This window comes from Pseudoalteromonas sp. BMB, assembly GCF_001709235.1.
In the GTDB taxonomy this organism is placed as follows: domain Bacteria; phylum Pseudomonadota; class Gammaproteobacteria; order Enterobacterales; family Alteromonadaceae; genus Pseudoalteromonas; species Pseudoalteromonas maricaloris.
This window is the reverse complement of the sequence record NZ_MBQA01000210.1, coordinates 1-24,359: the sequence shown is the minus strand read 5'-3', so window position 1 is coordinate 24,359 and position 24,359 is coordinate 1. Positions and strand designations below refer to the sequence as shown.

Annotated in this window: 27 protein-coding genes; 20 read left to right on the top strand and 7 right to left on the bottom strand. The window is 42.7% G+C overall.

Translation table 11 applies throughout. The features are described from left to right. Positions 1-29: 29 nt before the first annotated feature. The 3 genes from BB427_RS22065 to hslR form a co-directional block, all read right to left on the bottom strand. Positions 30-1,568 carry a phosphoenolpyruvate carboxykinase gene (locus BB427_RS22065; RefSeq protein WP_069023316.1) on the bottom strand — a complete coding sequence of 513 codons (1,539 nt, stop codon included), beginning with the start codon at positions 1,566-1,568 and terminating at the stop codon, positions 30-32. A gap of 263 nt (positions 1,569-1,831) precedes the next feature. After that, positions 1,832-2,677, bottom strand: a complete 846-nt coding sequence (hslO, locus tag BB427_RS22060) for an Hsp33 family molecular chaperone HslO (RefSeq protein ID WP_045988276.1) — start codon at positions 2,675-2,677, stop codon at positions 1,832-1,834. Positions 2,678-2,688: 11 nt separating this feature from the next. Next, positions 2,689-3,099, bottom strand: coding sequence for a ribosome-associated heat shock protein Hsp15 (hslR, locus tag BB427_RS22055; RefSeq protein WP_010378496.1), 411 nt, complete (start codon positions 3,097-3,099; stop codon positions 2,689-2,691). 276 nt (positions 3,100-3,375) lie between these two features. Between hslR and gspC the strand changes: the two genes are divergently transcribed. The 13 genes from gspC (at position 3,376) to BB427_RS21990 (ending at position 15,362) form a co-directional block, all read left to right on the top strand. Then, positions 3,376-4,260, top strand: coding sequence for a type II secretion system protein GspC (gene gspC / locus BB427_RS22050; RefSeq protein ID WP_039490900.1), 885 nt, complete (start codon positions 3,376-3,378; stop codon positions 4,258-4,260). Between the two features lie 27 nt (positions 4,261-4,287). Beyond that, on the top strand, positions 4,288-6,354 hold the full coding sequence (gene gspD / locus BB427_RS22045) for a type II secretion system secretin GspD (protein ID WP_069023314.1): 2,067 nt from the start codon (positions 4,288-4,290) through the stop codon (positions 6,352-6,354). A 91-nt stretch (positions 6,355-6,445) separates the two neighbouring features. Continuing rightward, a complete protein-coding gene (gspE, locus tag BB427_RS22040; protein ID WP_175401311.1) occupies positions 6,446-7,933 on the top strand; it encodes a type II secretion system ATPase GspE in 1,488 nt (495 codons plus the stop codon). After that, a complete protein-coding gene (gene gspF / locus BB427_RS22035; protein WP_069023312.1) occupies positions 7,933-9,156 on the top strand; it encodes a type II secretion system inner membrane protein GspF in 1,224 nt (407 codons plus the stop codon). The genes gspE and gspF overlap by 1 nt, the downstream gene beginning before the upstream one ends. Before the next feature lie 64 nt (positions 9,157-9,220). Then, positions 9,221-9,646 carry a type II secretion system major pseudopilin GspG gene (gspG, locus tag BB427_RS22030; RefSeq protein ID WP_026001105.1) on the top strand — a complete coding sequence of 142 codons (426 nt, stop codon included), beginning with the start codon at positions 9,221-9,223 and terminating at the stop codon, positions 9,644-9,646. Positions 9,647-9,649: 3 nt separating this feature from the next. After that, positions 9,650-10,243, top strand: coding sequence for a prepilin-type N-terminal cleavage/methylation domain-containing protein (locus tag BB427_RS22025; RefSeq protein WP_039490907.1), 594 nt, complete (start codon positions 9,650-9,652; stop codon positions 10,241-10,243). Then, a complete protein-coding gene (gene gspI, locus BB427_RS22020; RefSeq protein WP_039490909.1) occupies positions 10,240-10,617 on the top strand; it encodes a type II secretion system minor pseudopilin GspI in 378 nt (125 codons plus the stop codon). Before BB427_RS22025 ends, gspI begins: the two co-directional genes overlap by 4 nt. Then, the gene (gspJ, locus tag BB427_RS22015) at positions 10,617-11,255 is read left to right on the top strand and encodes a type II secretion system minor pseudopilin GspJ (protein WP_010378515.1); all 639 of its coding nucleotides are present in this window, start codon (positions 10,617-10,619) and stop codon (positions 11,253-11,255) included. The genes gspI and gspJ overlap by 1 nt, the downstream gene beginning before the upstream one ends. Beyond that, positions 11,252-12,253 (top strand): type II secretion system minor pseudopilin GspK, encoded by a 1,002-nt coding sequence (gspK, locus tag BB427_RS22010; RefSeq protein WP_045988279.1) that lies wholly within the window; start codon positions 11,252-11,254, stop codon positions 12,251-12,253. Before gspJ ends, gspK begins: the two co-directional genes overlap by 4 nt. Beyond that, complete coding sequence (gene gspL / locus BB427_RS22005; RefSeq protein WP_045988280.1) at positions 12,250-13,455, top strand: type II secretion system protein GspL; 1,206 nt, start codon at positions 12,250-12,252, stop codon at positions 13,453-13,455. The genes gspK and gspL overlap by 4 nt, the downstream gene beginning before the upstream one ends. Next, entirely contained in the window at positions 13,452-13,925 is a 474-nt protein-coding gene (gspM, locus tag BB427_RS22000) for a type II secretion system protein GspM (RefSeq protein WP_010378522.1), read from the top strand. The genes gspL and gspM overlap by 4 nt, the downstream gene beginning before the upstream one ends. 2 nt (positions 13,926-13,927) lie before the next feature. Then, positions 13,928-14,686: a type II secretion system protein N gene (locus tag BB427_RS21995; protein WP_069023310.1), complete on the top strand. Its 759-nt coding sequence runs from the start codon at positions 13,928-13,930 to the stop codon at positions 14,684-14,686. Positions 14,687-14,792: 106 nt separating this feature from the next. After that, a complete protein-coding gene (locus BB427_RS21990) occupies positions 14,793-15,362 on the top strand; it encodes a UPF0149 family protein (protein ID WP_069023307.1) in 570 nt (189 codons plus the stop codon). Between the two features lie 3 nt (positions 15,363-15,365). Here the strand turns inward: BB427_RS21990 and BB427_RS21985 are convergent, their stop codons facing one another. Further along, the gene (locus tag BB427_RS21985) at positions 15,366-15,569 is read right to left on the bottom strand and encodes a hypothetical protein (RefSeq protein WP_069023305.1); all 204 of its coding nucleotides are present in this window, start codon (positions 15,567-15,569) and stop codon (positions 15,366-15,368) included. Then, a complete protein-coding gene (locus BB427_RS21980; RefSeq protein WP_026001103.1) occupies positions 15,569-15,928 on the bottom strand; it encodes a hypothetical protein in 360 nt (119 codons plus the stop codon). Before BB427_RS21980 ends, BB427_RS21985 begins: the two co-directional genes overlap by 1 nt. Before the next feature lie 249 nt (positions 15,929-16,177). Here BB427_RS21980 and ccoG point away from each other — a divergent pair, with 249 nt between their 5' ends. From ccoG to BB427_RS21955, 5 genes are read left to right on the top strand one after another with little or no spacing between them, the layout of a single operon-like run. After that, positions 16,178-17,635: a cytochrome c oxidase accessory protein CcoG gene (gene ccoG / locus BB427_RS21975; RefSeq protein ID WP_039490925.1), complete on the top strand. Its 1,458-nt coding sequence runs from the start codon at positions 16,178-16,180 to the stop codon at positions 17,633-17,635. A 44-nt stretch (positions 17,636-17,679) separates the two neighbouring features. Beyond that, positions 17,680-18,654 carry a serine/threonine protein kinase gene (locus tag BB427_RS21970; protein WP_069023302.1) on the top strand — a complete coding sequence of 325 codons (975 nt, stop codon included), beginning with the start codon at positions 17,680-17,682 and terminating at the stop codon, positions 18,652-18,654. Between the two features lie 16 nt (positions 18,655-18,670). Further along, positions 18,671-19,294: a thiol:disulfide interchange protein DsbA/DsbL gene (locus BB427_RS21965; protein ID WP_045988286.1), complete on the top strand. Its 624-nt coding sequence runs from the start codon at positions 18,671-18,673 to the stop codon at positions 19,292-19,294. An 18-nt stretch (positions 19,295-19,312) separates the two neighbouring features. Beyond that, positions 19,313-19,942 (top strand): thiol:disulfide interchange protein DsbA/DsbL, encoded by a 630-nt coding sequence (locus BB427_RS21960; RefSeq protein WP_069023301.1) that lies wholly within the window; start codon positions 19,313-19,315, stop codon positions 19,940-19,942. Positions 19,943-19,990: 48 nt separating this feature from the next. Beyond that, a complete protein-coding gene (locus tag BB427_RS21955; protein ID WP_069023300.1) occupies positions 19,991-20,449 on the top strand; it encodes a DUF523 domain-containing protein in 459 nt (152 codons plus the stop codon). Between the two features lie 10 nt (positions 20,450-20,459). Here BB427_RS21955 and trmA read toward each other — a convergent pair whose 3' ends face one another. Continuing rightward, positions 20,460-21,554 (bottom strand): tRNA (uridine(54)-C5)-methyltransferase TrmA, encoded by a 1,095-nt coding sequence (gene trmA / locus BB427_RS21950; RefSeq protein ID WP_069023299.1) that lies wholly within the window; start codon positions 21,552-21,554, stop codon positions 20,460-20,462. A gap of 164 nt (positions 21,555-21,718) precedes the next feature. Here trmA and BB427_RS21945 point away from each other — a divergent pair, with 164 nt between their 5' ends. Together BB427_RS21945 and murI are read left to right on the top strand one after the other, a co-directional pair. Continuing rightward, positions 21,719-22,846, top strand: coding sequence for a DUF5610 domain-containing protein (locus BB427_RS21945; RefSeq protein WP_069023297.1), 1,128 nt, complete (start codon positions 21,719-21,721; stop codon positions 22,844-22,846). Between the two features lie 63 nt (positions 22,847-22,909). Further along, positions 22,910-23,686, top strand: a complete 777-nt coding sequence (gene murI / locus BB427_RS21940) for a glutamate racemase (protein WP_083229922.1) — start codon at positions 22,910-22,912, stop codon at positions 23,684-23,686. On the opposite strand, the gene BB427_RS21935 is transcribed toward murI, so the two are convergent. Beyond that, a complete protein-coding gene (locus tag BB427_RS21935; protein WP_045988290.1) occupies positions 23,687-24,154 on the bottom strand; it encodes an RNA recognition motif domain-containing protein in 468 nt (155 codons plus the stop codon). Positions 24,155-24,359 lie beyond the last annotated feature (205 nt).

The following is a 24,359-nucleotide window of genomic DNA, read 5'->3' as shown; positions in this document are numbered from 1 at the left end:
CGCTTTTGATAAAGGAATCTTTCTTAGGTTTAGCCGCGAGGACCTGCTGCTTTGATTGCTTCAGAAACATCGTATTTAGCGAAGTTTTCTTTGAAATCAGCTGCAAGTTTAGCTGCATATTCAGCATATTTAGCTTGATCTTGCCATGTATTTACCGGATTAAGTAGCTTGCTATCAACACCTTCCACTGCCACTGGTACATCTAAATTTAATGCCTCAATATGCTGTGTCTCAACGCCCTCTAATGTATCGTTTACGATTGCATCAATCACGGCGCGAGTTGTTGGAATGTCAAAACGTTTACCAATGCCATAAGGGCCACCAGTCCAACCTGTGTTTACTAGGTAAACTTTAGCGCCAAACTCACGCACGCGTTTCATTAGTAGCTCAGCGTACACGCCTGCTGGACGCGGGAAGAAAGGAGCACCAAAACAGGTTGAGAAAGTTGATTCGATATCAGAGGTTGAACCAATCTCAGTTGAGCCTACTTTCGCTGTGTAGCCACTAAGGAAGTGATAAGCCGCAGCTTCTTCGCTTAGGATTGAAACTGGAGGTAATACGCCACTCACGTCACAAGTTAAGAATACAACTGCACGAGGCTCGCCTGCGCGGTTTTCTAGTTTACGCTTTTCAACATGCTCAAGTGGGTAAGCTGCACGCGTATTTTGCGTTAAGCTTGAATCGGTATAATCAGGAGTACGCGTTTCATCTAGCACGACGTTTTCTAAAATAGTACCAAAACGGATTGCATCCCAAATAACAGGTTCGTTCTTTTGTGACAGGTCGATACATTTCGCATAACAACCACCTTCAATGTTGAATACGCTACCAGGCGCCCAACCGTGCTCATCATCACCGATAAGAAAACGCTTAGGATCCGCAGAAAGAGTGGTTTTACCTGTTCCTGATAGACCAAAGAATAACGTTGTATCACCAGCTTCACCTACGTTTGCACTACAGTGCATAGGTAGCACACCTTTTGCTGGTAGTAAGAAGTTTTGTACAGAGAACATCGACTTCTTCATTTCACCGGCGTAATGCATACCTGCGATTAGCACTTTGCGCTGTGCAAAGTTGATGATAACGGTACCATCGCTGTTTGTGCCATCACGCTCAGGATCACAAACAAAAGAAGGAACGTTCATCACCTGCCATTCAGGTAAATCAGTTTTGTTATAAGAATTAGGTTCGATAAACATGTTTTTAGCGAAAATGTGATGCCAAGCAGTTTCAGTCGTTACAACGACTGGTAAATAGTGCTCTGGATCCGCACCGACTTCTAAGTGAGAGACGAAGTGGTCATTTTCAAGAACGTGCGCTTCTACGCGAGCCCATAAAGCATCAAACTTAGCACCTTCGAATGGGCGGTTTACGTTACCCCATTGGATGTCATTTTCTGTGCTTGATTCTTTTACGATGAAACGGTCGTTTGGTGAACGTCCAGTACGACGACCAGTTTTTGCAACAAAAGCTCCATTTGCGGCTAAAGTGCCCTCGCCACGACGGATAGCGTGTTCGACAAGTTCAGCTGCGGTTAAATCGACAAAACGAGTAGCGCTTGAAGTCATGTTTATACCTAAAAAGTGAGAGTTGAACGGGATAGCTCTGGGGTACTCTTGCCCTTAGCTAAATTTATAGTAACAGATGAAATTGAGATATTCGAGCCTTTAGAGTGCTTAAAATTACATAAAAACGTCAAAAAACTTGAATAATTTCAATGATACCGGTGTCATAGCTTTTGTATGTTTTATGACACCGGTATCACCCAATAGCCATAAAAAAACCGCCAAAAATGGCGGTTTCATTTTGTAATTAAGGGCTAAAGCGCAACTTAATTAAATAACGATTTAATATCTTGCTCGTTAAAAACGTAGTTTTTCAAGCAGTAATGACAGCTAATATTGACTTCGCCGTGTTTTTGCAAGTCTTCCATCAAGGCTTCTAGTCCGACATTGGCCAGCGCATTCTCGGTTTTTTCACGGCTACATCCACATACAAACGAGATAGCCTGTGGTTCAAAAAGTTGAGGATTGTCTTCGTGATACAGTCTTGTTAGTACGGTATTAGCGTCTAAATCTAGTAGCTCGTCATCTTTAATCGTGTCGCTTAGTGCTTCAAGATGTTGGAAATCGGCAACAGACTTTTCTTTATTGACCGGTAGTACTTGTAAAAACAGACCTGCCGCTTTCACTTTATCGCCAACTAGGCTTGTTGCGAACCATAAACGGGTTTTCAATTGCTCAGATTGCTCGAAGTACTCTTCTAAACATTCGGCAAGTGATGCTTTAGAAAGCGGAACTATGCCTTGATAGCGTTCGCCTTTTGTCGGCGTAATGGTGATAACCATATACCCTTTGCCCATGAGCTCAGGTACAGATGATCCTGAAACTTCAGATTGCAGCCTTGCCACGCCGCGCATCTGTTGTTTGTGATTACCATTGATCACCGCATATTTTACTGGACCATCACCTTGAAGCTGAACCGCAATGTCACCTTCAAATTTTAACGTAGCGGTAAGCAAACTCGTAGCAACCAATAACTCGCCTAATAGCTGTTGCACAGGCTCTGGGTAGTTGTGACCGCTAATGATGTCAGTAAAAGTCTGTTCTATTTGTACAAGCTCACCACGTACGTCTAACTTGTCGAAAATATAACGATGAAGTAAATCAGTCTGCATCAATGAAAATCCTAGTTTGATTTCAATTTAAGTAATTCACGGCGTTGTTTCTTGTCCGGCTTAGTGGCAGGACGAGGCGCAAACAAACTATTGTTTTGGCGCGCCAACGCGTTTTGCGTTCGTTTTTCAATACTTGCTTCAGACTCTTCATAAAGAGTTTGAGCAATTGGAGCCGCTTGTCGCTTTTCCATGATTTTGAGTATGGTTACTTCTTTCTCTTCATATCCTTGGGCTAATTTCACTACCGCGCCGACTTCAACCGTTTTACTTGGTTTACAGCGTTGACCGTTGTAATGTACTTTGCCACCTTGGACCATATCGCGAGCAAGCGCTCGTGTTTTGTAAAAGCGAGCTGCCCATAACCACTTATCAATACGAACTTTCTGTTCAGATTGGTTGTTTTCCTGTTGGAGTTTTGTCACAATTCGTTAACTATTTGCTAGTGTGAAATTTAACCTAACAAATTTAGCATATTTCGTTATGCAAACAAAGTAGATGACAGGCACTAAACTTGTGAGTTAATCGCACTTTACCTAAAAAATGAACTAATATGTGTGTCTATGTTCCAAGGTTAAGTTTAGATTCAGTTAATTGGCCTACGGTGTACCTATTTAATTAAAAGTTTAACAAATGCACGCTTGTTGAAAAAATTTCGAGGCGGTACACTGGGGCGTTCAAGAGAATAAGAAAAGTATTATATGGAATTACAGTTACAACAGCTTCAGAAGTTTTGGCTTGGTTTGCCTCATGCAAAATTGAGTCGTATCATTGTTGTCCTGTCGGTTGTTTACGTTGCGTTTCTCTTTTCGCAATTATTTTGGTTGTTATGGCCTGTGCCACAAACTCAACCCTTGCTCCCTGCATCACAACTGTATAGTCAATCAAGTAGCGGTATCACAAGCCAAGGAATTGTCGCTCAAAATTTGTTTGGTGAAGCAAATGCTAAGCCTGATACCAAACCACAGCCCGTGGTTTCTGATGCACCGGAAACAACGCTTAACGTTAGGCTAACTGGCATCGTGGCTGTTAGCCAAGATGATGGTGCAGGCCTTGCTATTATTGAATCTCAGGGGCGGCAAGAGACCTATTCTGTTGACGCGCCAATCACAGGCACTCGCGCAAAGCTTGCTCGGGTATTACCTGATCGTGTGATTTTAGATGTTAGTGGGCGTTTTGAAACGCTGATGTTAGATGGCATAGAGTTTAGTCGCACTGTGGCGATGCCAACTAAGCCAAAGAAAATCGTCAACAGCACAACTTCACCTACCCCACCTCGAAATGAATTAGCTAATCGTCGCCAGGAATTGCTCAGCGATCCAGGTAAATTATTTGATTATATTAAGATTGCTCCGGAACAGCGTAACGGCGAAGTTATTGGCTATCGCCTCTCACCTGGAAAGGATCCTGAATTGTTCGAACAGGTGGGGCTTAAAGCGAATGATTTAGCGATCGCAATTAATGGGTTTCAGCTCACGGATATGAAACAGGCTATGTCAGCTATAAATGAACTTAGAACGAGCACAGATGCAAACATCACGATCGAGCGAGATGGTCAGGTGATGGATGTGCAGTTTAGCCTGTAAAGTTACTAATTTTGGAGTTTTAGAATAATGGGTAAAAAGCTACACCTCACAAAAACCAAAAAAGGGTTAGCTAAGTATGCAACGCTCTTGATTGCTGCTGGTATTTCACTTTCTGTTTCTGCGGTTGAATATGCCGCGAACTTCAAAGGTACCGATATTAATGAATTCATTAACATCGTTAGTGATAAGCTGAATAAAACTATCATCATAGACCCTAACGTGCGCGGAAATATCAATGTTCGCAGTTATGAGCTGATGGATGAAAAACTGTATTATCAGTTCTTTTTAAACGTGCTTGAAGTATATGGTTATTCAGTTATTGAAATGGATAGCGGTGTGCTTAAGGTAGTTCGTAGTTCTGATGGTAAAAAGTCGAACGTGCCTTTGGTATCTGGTGAAGAGCTAGGGAATGGTGACGTAATGGTAACACGCGTTGTTCGCGTGAAGAACGTTAGTGTGCAAGAGCTTGGTCCACTTATTCGTCAATTCAGTGACCAAAAAGATGGTGGTCACGTAACCAATCTAAATTCAGCAAACGTGATGATGCTAACCGGCCATGCGTCCTCGGTGAATCGCCTTGTTGATATTATCAAAACGGTTGACCAAGCGGGCGATAAGCGTGTTGATATCGTTAAGCTGAAGCATGCTACTGCTGAAGATGTTGTTAAAGTCGTTGAAAAGATTTTCCAAGACTCAGGGAAAGGCGGTGTACCAGACTTCCTTATCCCGAAAATTGTGTCAGATACCCGTACCAACAGCGTCATTGTTAGTGGCGAGTCACAGGCACGTAGCCGCGCGGCTGAACTCATCAAGCGTTTAGATGATGAATTACAATCTCAAGGCAATACTCAGGTTTTCTATCTGAATTACGCAAAAGCGGAAGACTTGGTTAAGGTTCTTCAAGGCGTGAGTAAATCAATTGAAGAGGAACAAGCTGCAGGTCAGCAAGCAAGAACTCGTAGTAGTAGTAAAAATGAAACCAGTATTGAGGCGCACGAAGACTCAAATTCGCTAGTGATTACCGCGCAGCCAGATACAATGCGCTCATTAACTCAGGTGATTAAAAAGTTAGATATTCGTCGAGCTCAAGTACTGGTTGAAGCGATCGTTGTTGAGGTTTCTGAAGCCGATGGTATTAACCTTGGCTTACAATGGATCTCTGAAAAAGGCGGTATGCTGCAGTTTAATGATGGCAACACTGTTCCGATCGGTTCACTAGCTGTTGCTGCTGAACAAGCACGTGATAGAGAGATTAAAGGAACTATCGTTGGAACAGACGATAATGATGTATCTAATACCACCACTACTGAGCGCGGAGATTATAGCGGTTTGGCAGGCCTGCTGAAAAATATCAATGGTCTGGCGGCTGGTATTGTGAAGAATGATTGGGGTGCAATCATTCAAGCGGTAACCACGGATACCAACTCAAATATTCTAGCTACACCGTCTGTTACTACTATGGATAACGAAGAAGCCTCCATGATCGTAGGTGAGGAAGTACCGATCGTGACTGGTTCTACTGCAAACGACAATAACTCAAACCCATTCCAAACGGTAGACCGCCAAGAAGTGGGTATCAAATTAAAAGTAACCCCTCAGATTAACGATGGTACAGCGGTTCAACTGACGATAGAACAAGAAGTATCAAGCGTGAAAGGTGCGACGTCGGTGGATATTCGAGTGGCTAAACGTGCTATCAATACCACGGTTATCGCTGATGATGGCGGCATGGTTATCTTAGGTGGTTTGATTGACGAAACCGTTCAAGAAAGTGTTTCTAAAGTACCACTATTAGGTGATATTCCAGTGTTAGGTCACCTATTTAGATCAACAGGGACTAAGAAGGAAAAGCGTAACTTACTCGTCTTTATCCGTCCGACTATTGTACGTGATAGCCGCAGTATGAACGAGATTAGCCATTCAAAATATAACTTTATCCGTGGTGAGCAGCATAAACAAAGAGAAGATGGTGTCGAGTTAATGCCATTTGAAGATACGCCAATCCTTCCTAAGTGGGACGACAAGCTTACTTTGCCACCGACGTATGAAGAGTTCTTGAAAGAACAAAACAGAAAAGAGCGTGAAAATGATTGATGAAAAAGTCACGCCAGATTTAGGAGCTGAAGCTGAAGAGATGGCAGCGCAGCTACAAAGCGCTGAGCCAATACTAGGCGAAGTGGCTGAAATGCCTGTCGTACCGACGATTTCATTGCGTTTACCATTTTCGTTTGCACGTCGAAAAGGGGTGTTACTCAGCCCAGATGGCGATCAGGCTAAGCTTTTTCACAAAGGCACGCTTGATCTTGATACGCTGATGGAAGTACGCCGCGTTGCAGGCAAAACATTACATCTCGAAGCGTTAGATGAAGACCGCTTTGAGCATATGCTTGAAGCGTCTTATCAAAGAGACAGCTCTGAAACACAACAGATGATGGAAGACATCGGCAACGAGATGGACTTGTTCTCGCTTGCTGAAGAATTGCCACAAACTGAAGATCTGCTTGCTGCGGATGATGATGCGCCTATTATCAAGCTCATTAACGCCATGTTGAGTGAAGCGATAAAAGAAGGTGCGTCGGATATTCATATCGAAACCTTTGAGCAAGAACTGGTTATTCGCTTTAGGGTTGATGGCGTACTGAAAGAAGTATTGAAGCCAAATCGTAAGTTGTCTTCATTATTAGTGTCTCGTATCAAAGTAATGGCTAAGCTCGATATCGCAGAAAAACGAGTGCCGCAAGATGGCCGTATTAGTCTGCGGATTGCAGGGCGAGCCGTGGATGTGCGTGTATCAACGATGCCATCAAGCTTTGGTGAGCGAGTGGTGCTGCGTCTACTAGACAAAAATAATGCGCGATTAGATCTCGAGGATTTGGGCATGACCCAAGCAAACCGCGATGCGTTTGCAGAGATAATTGCTAAACCGCACGGTATTATACTGGTTACCGGTCCAACGGGTTCAGGTAAAAGTACGACCTTGTACGCCGGCATGACACAAATCAATTCTAGGGATCGTAATATTTTAACGGTTGAAGATCCGATTGAATATGAGATCCCAGGCATTGGCCAAACACAAGTAAATCCAAAAGTGGATATGACATTCGCTCGAGGTTTACGTGCGATCCTACGTCAAGATCCCGATGTGGTGATGGTTGGTGAGATCCGAGATTTAGAAACCGCGCAAATTGGTGTTCAAGCATCTTTGACCGGCCACTTGGTATTATCCACACTACACACGAATACGGCCGCCGGTGCTATCACGCGTATGGAAGATATGGGGGTTGAGCCGTTTCTTTTGAGTTCATCACTGCTAGGCGTGTTGTCACAGCGACTGGTAAGAACGCTTTGCCCTAACTGTAAAGAAGCGCATTTGGCGGATGAACGAGAATGTGAACTACTGGGTGTGGCTAAAGACAGTGGCACGCAAATCTTCCGTGCTGTCGGCTGTGAAGAGTGTAATTTCAATGGTTACAAAGGCCGTACAGGTATTCATGAGCTTCTCATCGTTGATGAGCCTATCCGTGAACTTATTCATAACGGTAAAGGTGAGCAAGCGGTAGAGAAGTATATTCGTAAGCGTACGCCAAGCATCCGACAAGATGGCTGTTCGCGAGTACTTGCAGGTCAAACAACCTTAGAAGAAGTAATGCGTGTAACGCGTGAGGAAGGCTAATGGCAGCGTTTGAATACCGCGCCTTAGATGGTAAAGGCAAAGAGAAGAAAGGAATTTTAGAGGCGGATACGGCGAAGCAAGTTAGGCAAATGCTGAGAGAAAAAGCCATGATGCCACTTGAAGTTTTGCCTGCTGCTGAGAAAGATAAAAACCAAAGTAGTGGTTTTACGCTTTTTAAAGGCTACCGTCCCTCGGTATCAGACCTTGCCTTGATCACGCGCCAGTTGGCGACCTTGATCCAATCTTCTTTACCTGTTGAAGCTGCGGTGATGGCTGTGGCTGAGCAATGTGAAAAGCCAAGATTAAAGCGTATGCTGATGGCGGTAAGATCAAAAGTCGTTGAAGGTTACACGCTTGCAGATGGTATGTCGGAGTTTCCTCACGTATTTGATCACTTGTACCGCTCAATGGTTGCCGCTGGAGAAAAGTCAGGACACTTAGATGAAGTACTAAATCGCTTGGCCGATTACACTGAACAGCGCCAACATATGCGTAGTCAAATTACACAAGCGATGGTGTATCCCATTATTTTGGTTATCTTTGCTATCGCGATTGTTTCCATTCTATTGGGAACAGTAGTACCAAAGATCTTGAAGACCTTTGAGAAGTCTAAGCAAGCACTGCCTTGGACAACCGAGTGGGTTATGGCTGCCAGTAATTTTGTACAAAACTACTGGATGATCACGTTGGCAGTGGTTGTCATTGGCACCTACGCGATTAAAAAAGCATTACAAAAACCTAAGATCCGTTTTTGGTATGATAGCAAGCTGCTGAGTTTACCGGGTCTTGGAAAGGTAACTCGTAGCGTGAATACTGCACGATTTGCACGTACCTTAAGTATTCTCTCATCGAGTTCTGTTCCGCTACTTGAGGGCATGAAAATCTCAGGTCAAGTACTTGAGAACGAAAAAATCAAAGCCTCCGTTGCAGAAGCAGCGACTCGGGTGAGTGAAGGTGCAAGCCTTAGAGCGTCGTTGCAACAGACTAAAATGTTCCCACCTATGATGCTGCACATGATTGCCAGCGGTGAAAAGTCGGGTGAATTAGAACAGATGCTTGAACGTGCAGCGAATAACCAAGAAAGAGAATTTGAAAGTATGGTAAATGTCTCGCTGAAGTTGCTAGAACCTGCGATGATAGCGACGATGGCAATTATTGTACTGTTTATAGTTATGGCGATTCTTCAGCCTATTATGGCGATGAACAAAGCCGTAGGATTGTAGTCAAAAAGGAAAGGCCATCGCATGTTTTTGCATGGTCATCAATAACAGCATTGAGGTAAACATTGTGAAAAAACAATCAGGTTTCTCACTACTAGAAGTGATGGTGGTACTTGTTATCATCGGTATGATCTTATCTATCGTTGCGCCTAACGTGATGGGTCAACAAGAAGAAGCAGCAAAAGAAAAGGCACGTCTAGATATTCGTCAGATTGAAGACGCAATGAAGATGTACAAACTAAAAAACAAACGCTATCCAACCACAGAGCAAGGTTTGGAAGCTTTGGTGACGCAAACCAATATTGACCCGGTACCAAAACGTTTCCCTGAAGGTGGCTTTATTTCTAAGCTTCCAGAAGATCCATGGGGTAATCCTTACCAATTAGTAAGTCCTGGCGAAATGAGCCAAATCGATATCTTTTCAATGGGTCCGGATGGCGAAGTTGGCACTGATGATGATATCGGTAACTGGGATACGGAAGACGAACGTTAATCTATGTTAGCACCTCTGCATAAACCGGCATTAGCTAAGGTAAAGGGCTTCAGTTTACTTGAAGTCCTTATTGTCTTGGTGATCATTGCCTTTTCAGTAAACCTCATTACTTATACCGTCAGTGATAGTGATGAAGAAGAGCTCGAAACCATGGCTATGCGTGTGCAGGGGACGATTAATCTTGCGTCAGAATTTGCAGTACTAAATCAGGTTGAACTTGGTTTTCACTTAGATAAAGGTGTGATTGAGTTTTTGGTTTTTGACGGTGAGAAGTGGCGAACTTTCGAAGCCGACGATATCTACAAACCTATTGAGCTGCCTGAGCAGTACAAAGTGGAATTGATCTTAGAAGATCTGCCGTGGTCTCAAGATAACTTACTTGAGCAAGCAAATTGGCGAGAGTTGATGAGTGGCGGCGACGACGACAATTTACTTGAACTTAAAAAGCTCAAGATCCCGCAAGTACTTATTTTATCTTCCGGTGAAGTCAGCGCATTTAGATTAAGTGTGGAAAATAAAGAACTGCAAGAGCCAATTTATTTTGTCGAAGGCGAATTTATGGCGCCGGTAGGGCTGAAGCGGGAACCTGAAGAATGAACGCTAGAAAAAGCGTAGGCTTTACCTTACTTGAAGTCATGGTTGCGCTAAGTATTTGTGCTGTCGCTGGTATTGCTGCAATGCAAGCAACAAGCGAACATATAAATCATATCAGCTCGCTTGAAGAGCAGACCTATGCGTCGTGGGTGGCAGAAAATCGCTTGGTATTTTTGCGCGCGCAAGGCGATGACTGGCATGGGAAGAATGGTAACAAAGGCGAAGAGGAAATGGCCGGGGTCACTTGGTATTGGCAACAGCATATCCAACAAACCGCAGATCCTAGCTTTGTAAAGCTCACCGTACACGTTTTCCGCGAACCTGAACTCAAAAACTCAGTGTATGACATCACCACTTTTATGTACCGGAGTAAGTAGTGACAGTGCATACACCTCAGCGTGGTTTCACGCTAATAGAAGTATTGTTGGCACTGGCTATTTTAGCGGTGGTGGTGACGGCGACTCATCAAATTTTAGATTCAACGTTGAAGGCCCAAGCGGCTTCAGCGGAAAAAATTGCCGAAATTGAAGGCCTACAAACGACTTTCCGCTTGATGGATCAGGATTTTAATCAGATCACTAAGCGAGAAGTCAGAAATGAAGCTGGGGATTTTAGCCCAACTTATATCATCCATGGCCGTTATGAGCTTGAGAGCCAATATGATGGTATCGCTTTTGTTCGTGATGGTTGGACTAACCCTATTAGTTTATTGCCACGTTCTGAACTGCAGGCTGTGGGCTATCGAGTTATCGATGACAAGCTGGAGCGTATTTATCGAGTATATGTTGACCAGCTTGATGGAACAGAGCCCCGAGCGCAGGTCATCTTGGAAGATGTAGAAGAGTTAAAGTTTGAATTTTTGGACGACAAACTAAAATGGCAAGCTGATTGGAAGTCGAAATCGTTACCTAAAGCGGTCAAAGTGACGTTGCAAAGAAAAGACTCGGATCCAATAAGCCGTTTATTTTTGACGCCAGGCAGTGGTGTCGCTGATGATAAGGGGCAACAGCCATGAAGCAGCAAGGTGCGGCGCTTGTTATCGTACTTTTCATCGTTGCGTTGGCAGCGACAATTGCCGCTGAAATGGCGAGTAGTTTAATGGTGCAGGTACAAAAGGCCTCGAATATTCAAACTCAGCAACAAGCCAAGTGGTATAGCTATGGTGCTGAGGAATTAGTCAAAAGAGCGTTGATACAAGCGAAAAAAGATGATCCTGATAGCGTTAATCTAGACCAGCCTTGGGCTCGTGAAGAAGTGCCTTACCCTGTCGATCATGGTACGTTGAGCGGTAAAGTGACAGACTTACAGGCATGCCTAAACCTGAATGCCTTGAGAGCAAAGTCACAAACAAATGGAAATAACCAAGGTGGTCAGCAGATTGGTGGAAAGAATACTAACCCAGCCCATGCTGCGCTATTGGAGCTTTTGAAGAATATTGAGGATTTGCCGAGTAACGAAAGCGAGGAAGCCCTTGCTGATAGTGTCTACGATTGGCTTGATGAAGATAGCATTACTTACCGCTCAGGGGCAGAAGAAGACGAGTATATGTCTAATCAGACGCCTTATTTAACGGCTAATAATTTGATGGCGTCTGTTAGTGAGCTACGAGTGATTAAGGGCTTTAACCCACTGGTGATGGAAAAAATTAAGCCTTATGTTTGCGTGATCCCCGGAAGTGAGGAGCTCGCGGTAAACGTCAATACGATATTGCCAGAACAAGCGCTTCTACTCAGTGCGCTTATGCCTGGTTTATCGAAATCAGGTGCTGAAGCTATTATTTCTGCAAGGCCGAAAAAAGGTTTTACCGATATCAATGAATTTTACACGGAAGTCGCGAATCAAGGGGTCAAAGACCCTAACAAGACTTCCAAAATTTTTACGATTAACAGCAATTATTTTCAGTTGCGAGCAACAGCTGTGTTTGATGAGCGACGCTTTTCTCTCACATCAATTATAGAAACAAAAGATGGTAAAGCGTACGTGCTTGCTCGTAAATTTGGAGGCGTAGAGTGACAGAACAATTATTGATCCGTGTGGATCAGTCACACCAGGCGACAATACACTGGTTAGTGTGGTCAACAGAACAACAACAAATTATTGCCAGTGGTGAATTAGAAGGGAGTGAACAGCTTGGTAGCCTTGCCGAAAAAGCGCAAACGAGACCGGTTGTTTTGTTACTACCAGCGACTGCGGTACAGTTACGCACGCTAGAATTACCAGCAAAATGGAATAGGAAACTAGAGCAAGCCTTACCGTTTATGCTTGAGGAACATGTCGCGACCGACATCGATGCGCTATTTATCGCAATTGGTAAACCGGGCATGAAAGCCGACACACATACTATCGATGTTGCGATTTGTGATAGCAGTTGGCTACAAAGCTGGTTTAGTGCCTTCGATGATGCAGGGATCAGTGTAAATAAAGCGCTACCGGATGCTTTATGTTTGCCGCTTCATGAAGAGATGACTAGTGCCGTGCAGTTAGGTCAGCAATGGCTATTCAAACACAATGCTTGGCAAGTTGGCACTGCTGAACTTAGCTGGGTTAACGAGTACCTCACCATTTCGGGTGTTAAGCAGCTGGCGCATTTTAGCCCGGCAAGCGATTTCTCAGAAACGATAACGCTTACGGCGCAACAACAAGAGTACGATTTACCTTTAGCCATCTTCGCGAAATCACTATCAAATATTGATTTTAATTTGCGTCAAGGTCGGTTCGCTGCGAAGAAAAAACAGCCGCAATGGTGGCGTGACTGGCGCAGTGGCCTAATAGCGGCGAGCGTGGCAATAGTGAGCTTTATCGCAATTAAAGGCACTCAGCTGTATGTGATAAGTCATCAAGCTAATCAGCTAGAAACTCAAGCGGTCGCTATGTATCAACAGGCATTTCCAAATAAAGTAGTGCGTCCGCACTTATTGAAAAAACAGATCCAAAACGAGCTTGATGCGTTATCTGGTACGGAACAAGGCGGTTTGCTCGAATTAACTAATCACTTTGTGGCGATTTATGAAGAGGTCGATGCTTTTGCTCCTGAAACGCTGCGTTATGACAAACGTAGGAATGAGCTTAGAATTAGAGCACGCGCAAAAGAGTTCCAGGTATTTGGTCAGGTCAAAGCAATTTTGGAGCAACGCGGTGTAAGTGTTGAACAGGGCGCCCTGAACAATGATGGTGACTTTGTGGTGGGTGAAATTCGCATTCGAGGTGCAGCATGAAGCAGCAAGTAGTGAACTATTGGCGTGGTTTAAAAGAGCAAGAACAAAAACTGTTGATTGTTGCTGGCGTTATTTTTGTCGTTTTTGTTCTAGTAATGGGTATATTCAAACCTTTGAATCAGGCAGTGAGCGATGCCGAAGCTAAGCTAAAACGCAACCATGAACTCGTAAATTGGGTTGGTCAAAGCGTGAGTAAGCTGAAATCTAGCAGTCCCGCACAGGTGATCAGCGGCGGCAATATCAGCCAGATAGTCAATAACACCCGTGGCCGTTTTCAAATTGATATCAGCAAAATGCAACCTAGTGGCGAAAGCTTGCGTTTAACCATCGATGATGTGGAATTTAATAAACTTGTTGCTTGGATAGATGAACTGACAAATAAGCACGGAGTAAAAGTAGAAAACCTAGACCTTACACAAGGGAATTTACCTGGCTTTGTGCGTGTTAGTCGCTTGGTTTTAGAGAAATAATTATGAAAAAAACACTATCTCTACTCATTATATTTTTACTCGCATTTATTATTTTTAGTGCTTTTACTATGCCAGCTGCGGTGTTGCTGCAAGTTTTTAAAGGCCAATTGCCAGCTAATTTGCAGCTAGGCGCAGTAAATGGTTCTGTTTGGCATGGTCAAGTGAGCGGTGTGAGATTCAATAACATTCAATTGAATCAGGTTAAGTGGGAGCTTGAACCGTCGTCATTACTACTCGGTGAGTTGGCAGGCAATGTACAGTTTGGTAATGCGAGAGATAAAAATGAGATCTCAGGAAAAGCTAATTTCTCATCGAATTTAGTAAGTAAATCCGTGATGGTAAATAATGCCTCACTTCGTTTCAGTGTTGAGCAGGCTATGGATCAAGTAACTCTGCCATTGCCGGTTGATGCCAAAGGGCGCGTTATCGTCAATGTGAAGGAGTATCAAAGTGGTGCACCGTATTGCGAAGGACTAAATGGTGAGATAAGTAGTCCAAATATTGATGTGAAAGGCATGAATGGCTGGTTTAGTATCGGAGACCTTAGTGGTCAGCTCGATTGTAAATCAGGAGATATTGCCGTGGTTGTTGACCCTGAAAATCGTCTGGGCTTACAGGCTGATGCGACACTTGCTGCCAACTTCCAGTTTCGTGTATCTGGTAATATCAAGCCAGATGCAAGTCTACCAAAAGAAGTACACGATGCGGTTAAGTTTTTGGGGAGACCGAATGGCGAAGGTCGCTACCCAGTAAATTTATAATATACTTCTGTCATATCAGACTTTAGTTAATCTAATCTCAGGTTAGTTATTAATATAAAAGCATTTTTGTAGGCGCTGATACGGCGCCTAAGTTCAAGGCAACACTATGCACGACTTCTCTTTTACTGCAGCTGAACAGCTGAATTTAGAAAACTACTTTTCTGCGCGCAAACTTTCTATTGATATTGCTTTTTTACAAGGATATCTATTTGCTACCTGTATAGACCCAAACGGTATCGAGGTAGATAAGTGGCTTAAGACTTTAACCAACGCAGATCCCGAACTAGATGAGAGTATTGCATTTGCATTGATGGCTTTACATCATGAAATTTCTGAGCAGGTATACGAAACTGAATTTCAATTGCCTTGGAATGGTGAAACACCACTTGAGCAAAAAATTAATTGGGCCGAAGGGTTTTTAATGGCGGCGACGCCCTTTTATGAGCAATTGATGTCCAGTCCGCTCGCCGACGATATTAAACAAGCTTTGCAAGTGAGCACAGAACAACTGGGGCTTTTTGCACTTGGTGAGCAACAGTTAACGATTTACTGTGACAAAGTAGGACAGTCACTGACCGAGTTTCAACTAACTCAAGCGCAATTGGCTGACGAGTTTGCCGCTTCTTATGCTGAGTTAGTCGAAGTTGCCGCAGTGAATAGTGGGTTATTTGAATAATCTTTACGCGAGATCTAACTCGATAAATGTGCAACCCTGTTGGCATTGTGCCACAGCTCTATTTGATGTCGATTGGCTTAAACTGAGTACAATGGGTTGCTGACAGCTTGGGCAATTGACAACACGTCCCTGGCTAAGCTTTTTGATGAGTGCTTTTTGATCATTAAAGGATTTTGCCGACTTTTTATTTAATTGACTAAAGTCCATTATAATCCCTTCGCTTCATGAATGGCTTGCTCCGCAATTTCACAGATTTTGACGAGATCTGGGCCGTAAAAATACAAGTTATAGTCGTTTTCTTTACAATACTTGAGGTGGAAAAGCCTTACTTTTTCATCTGTTGCAAGGGCTTCATCAATATAGCGCTTTTCGTCATCTGTCATGGTAATTGCTTTTACGACGTTGGCTCTGGCGATTCTTGCAGCCGTACTGCGTTGTACTTTGCTGGACTCGCTCAGCACTTCAACGCCTTGACCGAGTAATCTATCTCTTGGCTCTTTAATCAATGGATGATCCACAGTAAACAGAGCAACGACTATAATGGCTAATACTAAGAATTTTTTCATAATCTGACGCTGATTTGATCTAGCTAACAAAAATCTTGTTCCTAGTGTAATAAACTTGTCTGTCAGGTCGCAACAAGTCTCTCATCATTTATGGTGGGTTTTAGCTCAACTTACTATTAATCATAGAGTTTCAAAGCGTATAATAGTAAGCGCTAAACTATGTCATGGGGCACATTGCAATAGTTTAGCCTGTATTTTTCAAGGTCACTGTAGCAAGTGCATCTCGTTCCAAAGCACTAAGGAGCTTCCATGGAGAACGAAAGAATCAAGGTTAAAAACATACCGTCTGAAGTAAAAATTCAAAAGCCAATAGGTGGCACTGAAGGGAAATCGCTCAATAGCTCTACGCCCGATCGTTTTAATCCTCGTAATCGCATATATGTCCGGGCGGTGTCTGGCCTACATCAACTGCTAAGAAGGCGTATCGGCTTTATTGGTATGTTGGCATTTATGGCTTTACCTTGGTTAAACTTTCACGGCCATCAAGCGGTGTTGTTCGATATTTTTGAGCAGAAGTTCAATATTTTTGGTATGACACTATGGCCACAAGATCTGACTATCTTTGCTTTTATTCTGATGATAGCGGCATTTGCTCTGTTCTTGGTGACCACCTTCTATGGCCGGGTATGGTGCGGCTACACCTGCCCGCAAACCGTTTGGACGTTTATCTTTATTTGGTTTGAAGAAAAGTTTGAAGGAACGGCAAACCAACGGAAAAAGCTAGATCAGAGAGCGATGGATTTTGACAAGTTTTGGCGAAAAACGGCAAAACACGGTAGCTGGATACTCTTCTCACTGTATACCGCAATCACTTTTGTTGGTTACTTTACCCCAATCCGCTCGTTGATCCCTGATTTACTTACTTTTTCTGCAGGCTTTTATTCTGTCATTAGCATTATCGTGTTTACCATTTGTACTTATGGTAATGCCGGCTGGATGAGGGAAATCATGTGTTTACACATCTGTCCTTACTCTCGTTTCCAATCAGCCATGTTTGATAAGGACACATTTACCGTCGCCTATGATAGCGAACGAGGTGAAAGTCGAGGTCCTCGAGGACGCAAACAAGATCCAAAAGCGCTAGGTCTAGGAGATTGTATTGATTGCAACCTGTGCGTTCAGGTGTGTCCTACCGGTATCGACATTCGTAATGGCTTGCAATATGAATGCATCAACTGTGGTGCGTGTATTGATGCCTGCGATGGTGTTATGGATAAGATGAACTACCCGCGTGGATTGATTGCTTACACTACAGAGCGCAATTTAGAATCATCCAGCGAAAAGACCAAACCAGTACGTGGTAAATTAATCGGTTATTTAATGATTCTGGTCGTTATCACGGGTGCATTAGTTGCGAACATTGCGATGCGTAAGCCGATGGATCTTGATATTATTCGGGATAGAAATCAGCTTTATCGTGTCAATATTGAGGGATTGGTAGAAAATACCTATACCTTGAAAGTGATAAACAAAGCGCAAGTTGAGCAGAAATTTTCTATTGCAATAACAGGTCTAAGTAATTATCAGGTGATCGGTAAGCAAGAGGTGCACTTAGCAGCAGGCACGACATTAGATGTGCCACTCTCTGTTGTGATTGATCCATATGATTTGAAAAAGCCAGTCACTGAATTTGAGTTTGTGCTTATTAACCAAGACGATCCTGAAGAACGGCTGGCGCAGCCGACCAATTTCTTCAAAGGAAGATAACAAGGTAAAAGCGAGGTATAAAACCTCGCTTTTTTATAAACATTATGAACGATTTTAGTTTTAACGCGTTGACACCGGATCTAATTTTAGATGCGATTGAGGCACTTGAGATATATCCGACAACGGGATTATTGGCCTTAAACAGCTATGAAAACCGTGTTTATCAATTTGGTGCTGAGGACGGCAAACGTTATGTGGTGAAGTTTTACCGCCCAGCGCGTTGGACGGATGAACAAATTCTTGAAGAGCATGAATTCGCACTGGCAGCGAAAGAAGCTGAAGTGCCTGTTGTCGCGCCTTTACTTATTACTGGGCGTAGTCTGCATTTTTATGAAGGTTATCGCTATACGTTGTTTCCAAGCGTTGGTGGACGTCAGTTCGAACTCGATAATCTAGATCACTTAGAAATTTTAGGTCGCTACCTAGGGCGCTTGCATTGTCTGTCGGCTGAGCGAGCATTCGAGCATAGACCACAGCTCAATACCCAGCGTTTTTTAATTGATGCGCAACAAACACTGCTAAAAAGCCAGTTAGTGCCTAGTCATCTACATACTCCATTTGTTACTATTCTTGAGCAAGTTATTAACAAAGCAACCTCAAAGTATCAAGTTGCCAAAACACTTCGGCTTCATGGGGATTGCCATGCTGGAAATTTATTGTGGTCTAGAGATCAATTGATGTTGGTGGATCTTGACGATTGTCAGCAAGGCCCAGCAATACAAGACTTGTGGATGATGTTAAATGGCGACCGCAACGAGCAATTGGTACAGTTAGACACCCTGCTTATGGGTTACGAAGAATTTATGCCGTTTGATTCAAAAGAGCTTGGGTTAATTGAGCCGCTACGTGCCATGAGAATGGTGAATTATATGGCTTGGTTGGCACAGCGCTGGCAGGATCCTGCATTCGAACGGAACTTTTCTTGGTTTGCGACAGACAAATACTGGGAACAACAGATCCTAGCGTTAAAAGAGCAATTTGCTGCATTAGATGAACCAAGTTTGAGCCTATTTCCTTAAAATTAGAGAGAGTAACATGCTAAAAAAATTAAAAATCGCACTTATTGCATTACTTTTGCCCATTGCTGCGATGGCTTCAGACTTTACCGAAGGTGAACACTACACAACCTTAACAACCGAACAGAGTAACTCAGAGAAAGTTACTGAGTTTTTCTCTTTTTACTGTCCTCACTGTTTCCGCTTTGAGCCAATTGCAAAAGCGATTGAAAAGAACTTACCTGAGGGGGCGTACTTTGAAAAAAGCCATGTGAACTTCCTGCGAGGCGTTCCTACAGAAACGCAGAGCAACCTAAGCTATGCCTATATTATTGCTGATCAAGCAGGCAAAGCGGATGTGATTGCCGAGAAGATTTTTAATGCTATTCATGTTGAAAGAAACAAACTGTTAGACATTAAAGATTTGAAAACGCTAATGGAGTTAAATGGGATTTCTGCTGAAAAGTTTGATCAGGCTGTAACGAGCATGCCAGTAGTGAGTGCGGAAAATAACATGCTTAAAGCACAAGAAAAGTTTTCTGAAGCGGGTGCGCTTACAGGCGTTCCAACTTTTATCGTAAACGACAAATACAGAATCGAAATGAAAGGTATCAAGAGTCAAGAGCAGCTTGATGAATTGATCGCATATCTATTAAAAAAATAAGGACTGGAGAAAGTTAGTATGTTGAAAGTATTAAAAGGCTTAGCGGTTGCACTAATGCTTCCTCTTCTTGCTCAGGCGGCGCCATTTGAAGAAGGTGTACATTATGAAGTTATTGCTGAGCGTGGCACGAAAAAGCCTGAGGTAATGGAGTATTTTTCTTTTTATTGTCCAGCCTGTAACGCAATGGAAAATTTAATCGTTGACGTTAAACCAAAGTTGGACGAGGGCGTTAAGCTTAAAAAAAGCCATATAGATTTTGTTGGTCCAAGAGAGCCTGAGATCCAACAGGTGTTGGCACAAGCACTTGCAACTGCTGAAGTGCTGCCACAAAAAGACAAGATAGTTGCAGCCATGTTTAATCATATCCATGGCAAGCGTGCAAAAATCAATGAACTTGCTGATGTAAAAGATATCTTTATTGCACAAGGTGTTGAAGAAGAGAAGTTTGATAAACTTTATGCCAGTTTCTCTGTTCGTACTAAAGCTTCAAAAATGCAACGTATGCAGAAGACTCTTTCTGATAAAGGCGCGCTAACAGGAGTACCAATGTTCGTGGTAAACGGTAAATACAAGCTATTACTTCGTGAGTCTGGTACGACTAAGCCTGAGCAAATTGCTGCTTTGGTGAATTATTTAGCAAAGAAATAAAATCTAATTTGTATTAGACTAGCCCTGCAATTATTGCGGGGCTTTTTTATGTTTAAAATTTTAGTTTCTAGCTGTTTATTAGGTTATCCGGTGAGGTATGACGCCTCTTCACAAAGCCTTCAAGACAATACATTACAGTATTGGCGGCAAAAAAATTGGGTCTTACCGCTATGCCCCGAAGTATCTGGTGGTTTACCAACACCTCGCCCATCGGCTGAAATAGCAGATGGTAAAGTTTTGAGTAAACAAGGGGATGATTTTACCACCGCGTTTGAACTCGGTGCTAAAAAAGCGCTAGCGGCTTGCCTTCAGCACGATATAAAGTTTGCCTTGTTAAAAGAGTCCAGTCCGTCTTGCGGCAGCAATCTGATTTACGATGGTAGTCATACCGGTAAAAAAATAGTAGGGCAGGGGCTGACGGCGTCTTTATTACAGCAATCTGGTATTCAAGTATTTAGCGAAACTCAACTGCCAGCACTTATCACAGCGATGGCAGCCAGTCGTTAATCGTTAGAGATCACTTTCTCACTAAGTAAACGCCAGATTCAATATGATGGGTATAAGGGAACTGATCGAAAATCGCCATACGTGCGATTTTATGTGTTTCACATAACAAGGCTAAGTCACGCTCTAACGTGTCTGGATTACATGAGATATAAATAATGTTGTCGTAGTTGCTGACTAAGCGACAAGTCAATTCATCCATGCCAGCACGAGGCGGGTCGACAAGGATCGTTTGGCAATCATAGGACTGTAAATCAATACCATCTAATCGAGAAAACTTCTGCCCTTTCATGGCTTGTGTAAACTCTTCACTCGACATGCGAATAATATCTAAGTTATCGACTTTATTTGCTGCAATATTAAATTGTGCAGACTTTACTGATGATTTAGAGATCTCAGTAGCCAGCACTTTATTGAATGAGCCTGCCAATGCGATTGAAAAGTTACCGTTACCACAATAAAGCTCTAATAGGTCGTTGCTTAGCGGTTCACTAATGGACTGCGCCCAAGCTAGCATTTTCTGATTCACTTCCGCATTCGGTTGCGTAAAGCTGTTCTCAACCTGCTGATAAATATATTCTATACCGTTAACGCTTAGTTTTTCAGTTACATAGTCGTTGCCAAACACAACCTTTTGTTTTCTAGCACGACCGATAAAATCAACTTTATAGGTTTGTTGCAATTCGGCTCTTAATGTCTGCATGGCAGTTTGCCACGCTTCATCTAACTGCTTGTGATAAAGTAAGCTGATCAGTATTTCACCGCTCAGCGTCGTGAGATAGTCGATCTGAAACAGTTTACGACGCAATATTTCGTTGCCTTTCAGCTGATGTATCATCACCTGCATCATTTCATTGACAAGCGGCGCACCAGGATCAAAGCTATCAACACGGATCTTTTCTTTTGTTTGCTGGTCAAACATGATGTGAAACAGATCTTCACCCTCATGCCATACTCTAAATTCACAGCGCTGGCGGTAATGGCGAGTTGCAGATTCATACACTTCAAGTGCAGGTGCATCAAACTGTGCAAATTGTGTTGTGATACGCTCAGCTTTATCTGCTAACTGTTGCTCGTATGCTGAATCATCAATTTTTATTACTGCCATGCTAAAACCATCTATGTTGAATTAAGAGGCGCTATTTTAGGGAGCGTTGCTAATTTGTCCAGTCTAGCATCACTGATGCGTCTGGTTTGCTGTTTTTTTAATCATTATACTTTAGCTTTGCGCAAATATGCCGATAATCTAACTAATATATTGGAGGGCATACCATGAAAATCGGGCAATTAAATCAGTTGCTCAATCCAGCGATGCAGCATAAGCCTGGAAAGAGCAAAGGGATAGGACCAAATATCCAAATTAATTCAGACAGCTATGCGGGGAATAAATCTAAGCTAGCAGCTAAAATTCTTGATGATAAGCTTGCAGAAGCGTTGGGGATTGAGAAGCCGACACAAGATAAAAAAGACAAGCCACTATTTGATTTTGAATCTATTGTCAAAAATGTACTCGATTTTGTTCAGGGTGCAGTGAAGAAAGCCAAAGTCGACGGCAAAAATGATGACGAATTGAAATCCATGCTAGATGGGGCACGTAAGGGCGTGCTACAGGGTATTGATGAAGCCAGCGAAGAGTTAAAAGGCATGGGCGCTTTCAATTCCGACATCGAAGATGGTATTGAAAAATCACGAGAAGGGATTTTTAAAGGTTTAGATGATTTTGAAAAAGAATTGTTTGAAGAAAAGTCGCCAAAGGCATTAGCGATCAGTGCCGCACAGTTTGCGAGCCTCTCTAATCAGGCTGAATATGCATTTACTACAGCTGAAGGGGATGAAGTCGTTATTTCATTCTCCGATGCGTACGCTCAGGGGGCTGCTGCGAGTGTCGCGCAAAAAGGTAATGATTATGGCATGGCGTATGGTACTAAGTCCTCTCACGAAGTCAGTTTCTCAATTAAGGTAAATGGTGAGCTGAACGAAGAGGAGCAGCAGGCAATTAACGATATGATGGAAGATATCCGTAATGTCAGTGATTCTTTTTTCGGTGGTGAATACGATGAAGCTTTCGATTTGGCAAAGTCGCTTAGCTTAAACTCAGATCAGATCACTAATTTCACGATGGATCTAAGACAAAGTAAAACGTCTGCTGCGATTGCTCAATATCAGCAAGGCAATCCAATGAAAGAGTTAGAGAAGGCATTTATGCCACTCAATAAGCAGTTAGCAGATGTGCAAGAGCAAGCTAAGGGACTCAATGCCGATAATGAGTTGCCAAACCTGCTTGCTTGGATGAATGAAGGTCAGTCGAGACTAAATGAGTTTTTGGATTATGCTAGTAGCTTTTTTAGTAAACTGAATGAACTAAATAAAGAGCAAGTAGAGCAAAAACAAACAAGCTAAGCCAGTTTCTTTTCGCGAGGACTCATGGCAAACTTCATACTTCATTGATTTGAGGTATGAAGTTTGTCGCATATTTTGGTTTTCGATTCGGGGATCGGTGGCACCAGTGTGCTGTCGCACTTAAAGGCATGTTTGCAGGGGGTTTCATTTAGTTATGTTATGGACAATGCTTTTCTCCCATATGGCCTTCAGCCTCAAGAGCTAATCAAATCACGTATCAAGGGACTTATTCGTTGGCAACAGCAATACTTGGACAATGTTGATCTCATCGTCATTGCATGTAATACCGCTTCAACATACGCATTAGAAGAAGCCAGAAAACATACCCAGATACCAATTATAGGTGTGGTTCCTGCTGTTAAGCCTGCTGCATCTAGTTCAAAGACCAAGCACATCGCACTTTTAGCAACACCGGCAACGTCAAATAATGCATATACGCATAAGCTCATCATGGATTTTACCTCAGGTTGTAAAGTTGAAACTTTGCATTCAACGGAGCTTGTAAGGATCGCTGAGCACTTTTATTGGCATAATGAGTTGGATAAAGAGGCACTGTGCGCGGAAATAGCTCGGCTTAACATTCCAGCCACTGTTGATAGGCTAGTGTTGGGGTGTACACATTTTCCTTTGATAGCTCGCGATATCAAGAATTGCTTACAGAAGCATGTTAAGCTGGTTGATTCAGGCAAAGCAATAGCCAACCGTGCAGTGTCATTGTTGGGAAGTCAAATAGTAGTAGGAGAAAAGGTGCCGAGTGCATCGGAAGTGTGTTTCTATGCAACGGCACCAGTAATGGATAGTAAAGCAGTAATCTCTATAATTAATTTAAATAAAGATTAATTAAGCGGGTGAGTGATCCATCTCACCTTCAGGCTTTTGCTTTGCTTCTCTTACTTTTAATGTACGCTGTTGAAATTCACGCTCATTGAGTTGAGTAATCGCCTTTTCTGCATCTTGCTTAGACATCTCAACAAAACCAAAACCACGTCGTTTGCCTGTGTTTTTATCCTTAAGTAGACGAACTGAAAATACTTGCCCTTGCTCTTCGAAAAGTTCGCGGACAACATGTTCGTTGGCTCGATATGGTAGATTGCCTACATATAATGTAGTAGTTGATAAGTTTGATTGTTTTTCTTGTTGTGTATCACTTTTTAAAAACTGGCTTACTACACTACCGATGATAATACCTACGGCAAGCATAAGAGCAGCGTCGAGCTGTGTAGAGCTTAATGCAAGATCAACAATGAAAAAGCTCGCTACTGCAATAACCAAAGTGATCAAAATTACTTTATGATCAAAAGACTTCATATAAATATACCAATTAAAAGAAGGTTAAACATTAATTTAACAAATGAGTTAGCTATCTTAACGAGTTAATTAAACTTCGCAATAATTAATATAGTTCTGATAGTAAGATTTGTCCTTTTTTGCATGGTTTTTATACTAAAAAGTGGGTTTTGGTTAATGTTTGTTCGAACGATCAAAAAGATCGAAAAAAAGGGTTGCACTAAAA

Bases quoted from the DNA above. Each gene is read 5' to 3' on its own strand.
- BB427_RS21995 (WP_069023310.1), top strand. From the start codon at position 13,928: ATGAAAAAAACACTATCTCTACTCATTATATTTTTACTCGCATTTATT.
- trmA (WP_069023299.1), bottom strand. From the start codon at position 21,554: ATGGCAGTAATAAAAATTGATGATTCAGCATACGAGCAACAGTTAGCA.
- gspC (WP_039490900.1), top strand. From the start codon at position 3,376: ATGGAATTACAGTTACAACAGCTTCAGAAGTTTTGGCTTGGTTTGCCT.
- BB427_RS21960 (WP_069023301.1), top strand. From the start codon at position 19,313: ATGTTGAAAGTATTAAAAGGCTTAGCGGTTGCACTAATGCTTCCTCTT.
- gspE (WP_175401311.1), top strand. From the start codon at position 6,446: ATGCCTGTCGTACCGACGATTTCATTGCGTTTACCATTTTCGTTTGCA.
- gspK (WP_045988279.1), top strand. From the start codon at position 11,252: ATGAAGCAGCAAGGTGCGGCGCTTGTTATCGTACTTTTCATCGTTGCG.
- BB427_RS21945 (WP_069023297.1), top strand. From the start codon at position 21,719: ATGAAAATCGGGCAATTAAATCAGTTGCTCAATCCAGCGATGCAGCAT.
- gspM (WP_010378522.1), top strand. From the start codon at position 13,452: ATGAAGCAGCAAGTAGTGAACTATTGGCGTGGTTTAAAAGAGCAAGAA.
- BB427_RS21970 (WP_069023302.1), top strand. From the start codon at position 17,680: ATGAACGATTTTAGTTTTAACGCGTTGACACCGGATCTAATTTTAGAT.
- BB427_RS21965 (WP_045988286.1), top strand. From the start codon at position 18,671: ATGCTAAAAAAATTAAAAATCGCACTTATTGCATTACTTTTGCCCATT.
- ccoG (WP_039490925.1), top strand. From the start codon at position 16,178: ATGGAGAACGAAAGAATCAAGGTTAAAAACATACCGTCTGAAGTAAAA.
- gspF (WP_069023312.1), top strand. From the start codon at position 7,933: ATGGCAGCGTTTGAATACCGCGCCTTAGATGGTAAAGGCAAAGAGAAG.
- hslO (WP_045988276.1), bottom strand. From the start codon at position 2,677: ATGCAGACTGATTTACTTCATCGTTATATTTTCGACAAGTTAGACGTA.
- BB427_RS21980 (WP_026001103.1), bottom strand. From the start codon at position 15,928: ATGAAAAAATTCTTAGTATTAGCCATTATAGTCGTTGCTCTGTTTACT.
- BB427_RS22065 (WP_069023316.1), bottom strand. From the start codon at position 1,568: ATGACTTCAAGCGCTACTCGTTTTGTCGATTTAACCGCAGCTGAACTT.
- BB427_RS21935 (WP_045988290.1), bottom strand. From the start codon at position 24,154: ATGAAGTCTTTTGATCATAAAGTAATTTTGATCACTTTGGTTATTGCA.
- gspI (WP_039490909.1), top strand. From the start codon at position 10,240: ATGAACGCTAGAAAAAGCGTAGGCTTTACCTTACTTGAAGTCATGGTT.
- BB427_RS21955 (WP_069023300.1), top strand. From the start codon at position 19,991: ATGTTTAAAATTTTAGTTTCTAGCTGTTTATTAGGTTATCCGGTGAGG.
- BB427_RS21990 (WP_069023307.1), top strand. From the start codon at position 14,793: ATGCACGACTTCTCTTTTACTGCAGCTGAACAGCTGAATTTAGAAAAC.
- gspD (WP_069023314.1), top strand. From the start codon at position 4,288: ATGGGTAAAAAGCTACACCTCACAAAAACCAAAAAAGGGTTAGCTAAG.
- BB427_RS21985 (WP_069023305.1), bottom strand. From the start codon at position 15,569: ATGGACTTTAGTCAATTAAATAAAAAGTCGGCAAAATCCTTTAATGAT.
- BB427_RS22025 (WP_039490907.1), top strand. From the start codon at position 9,650: ATGTTAGCACCTCTGCATAAACCGGCATTAGCTAAGGTAAAGGGCTTC.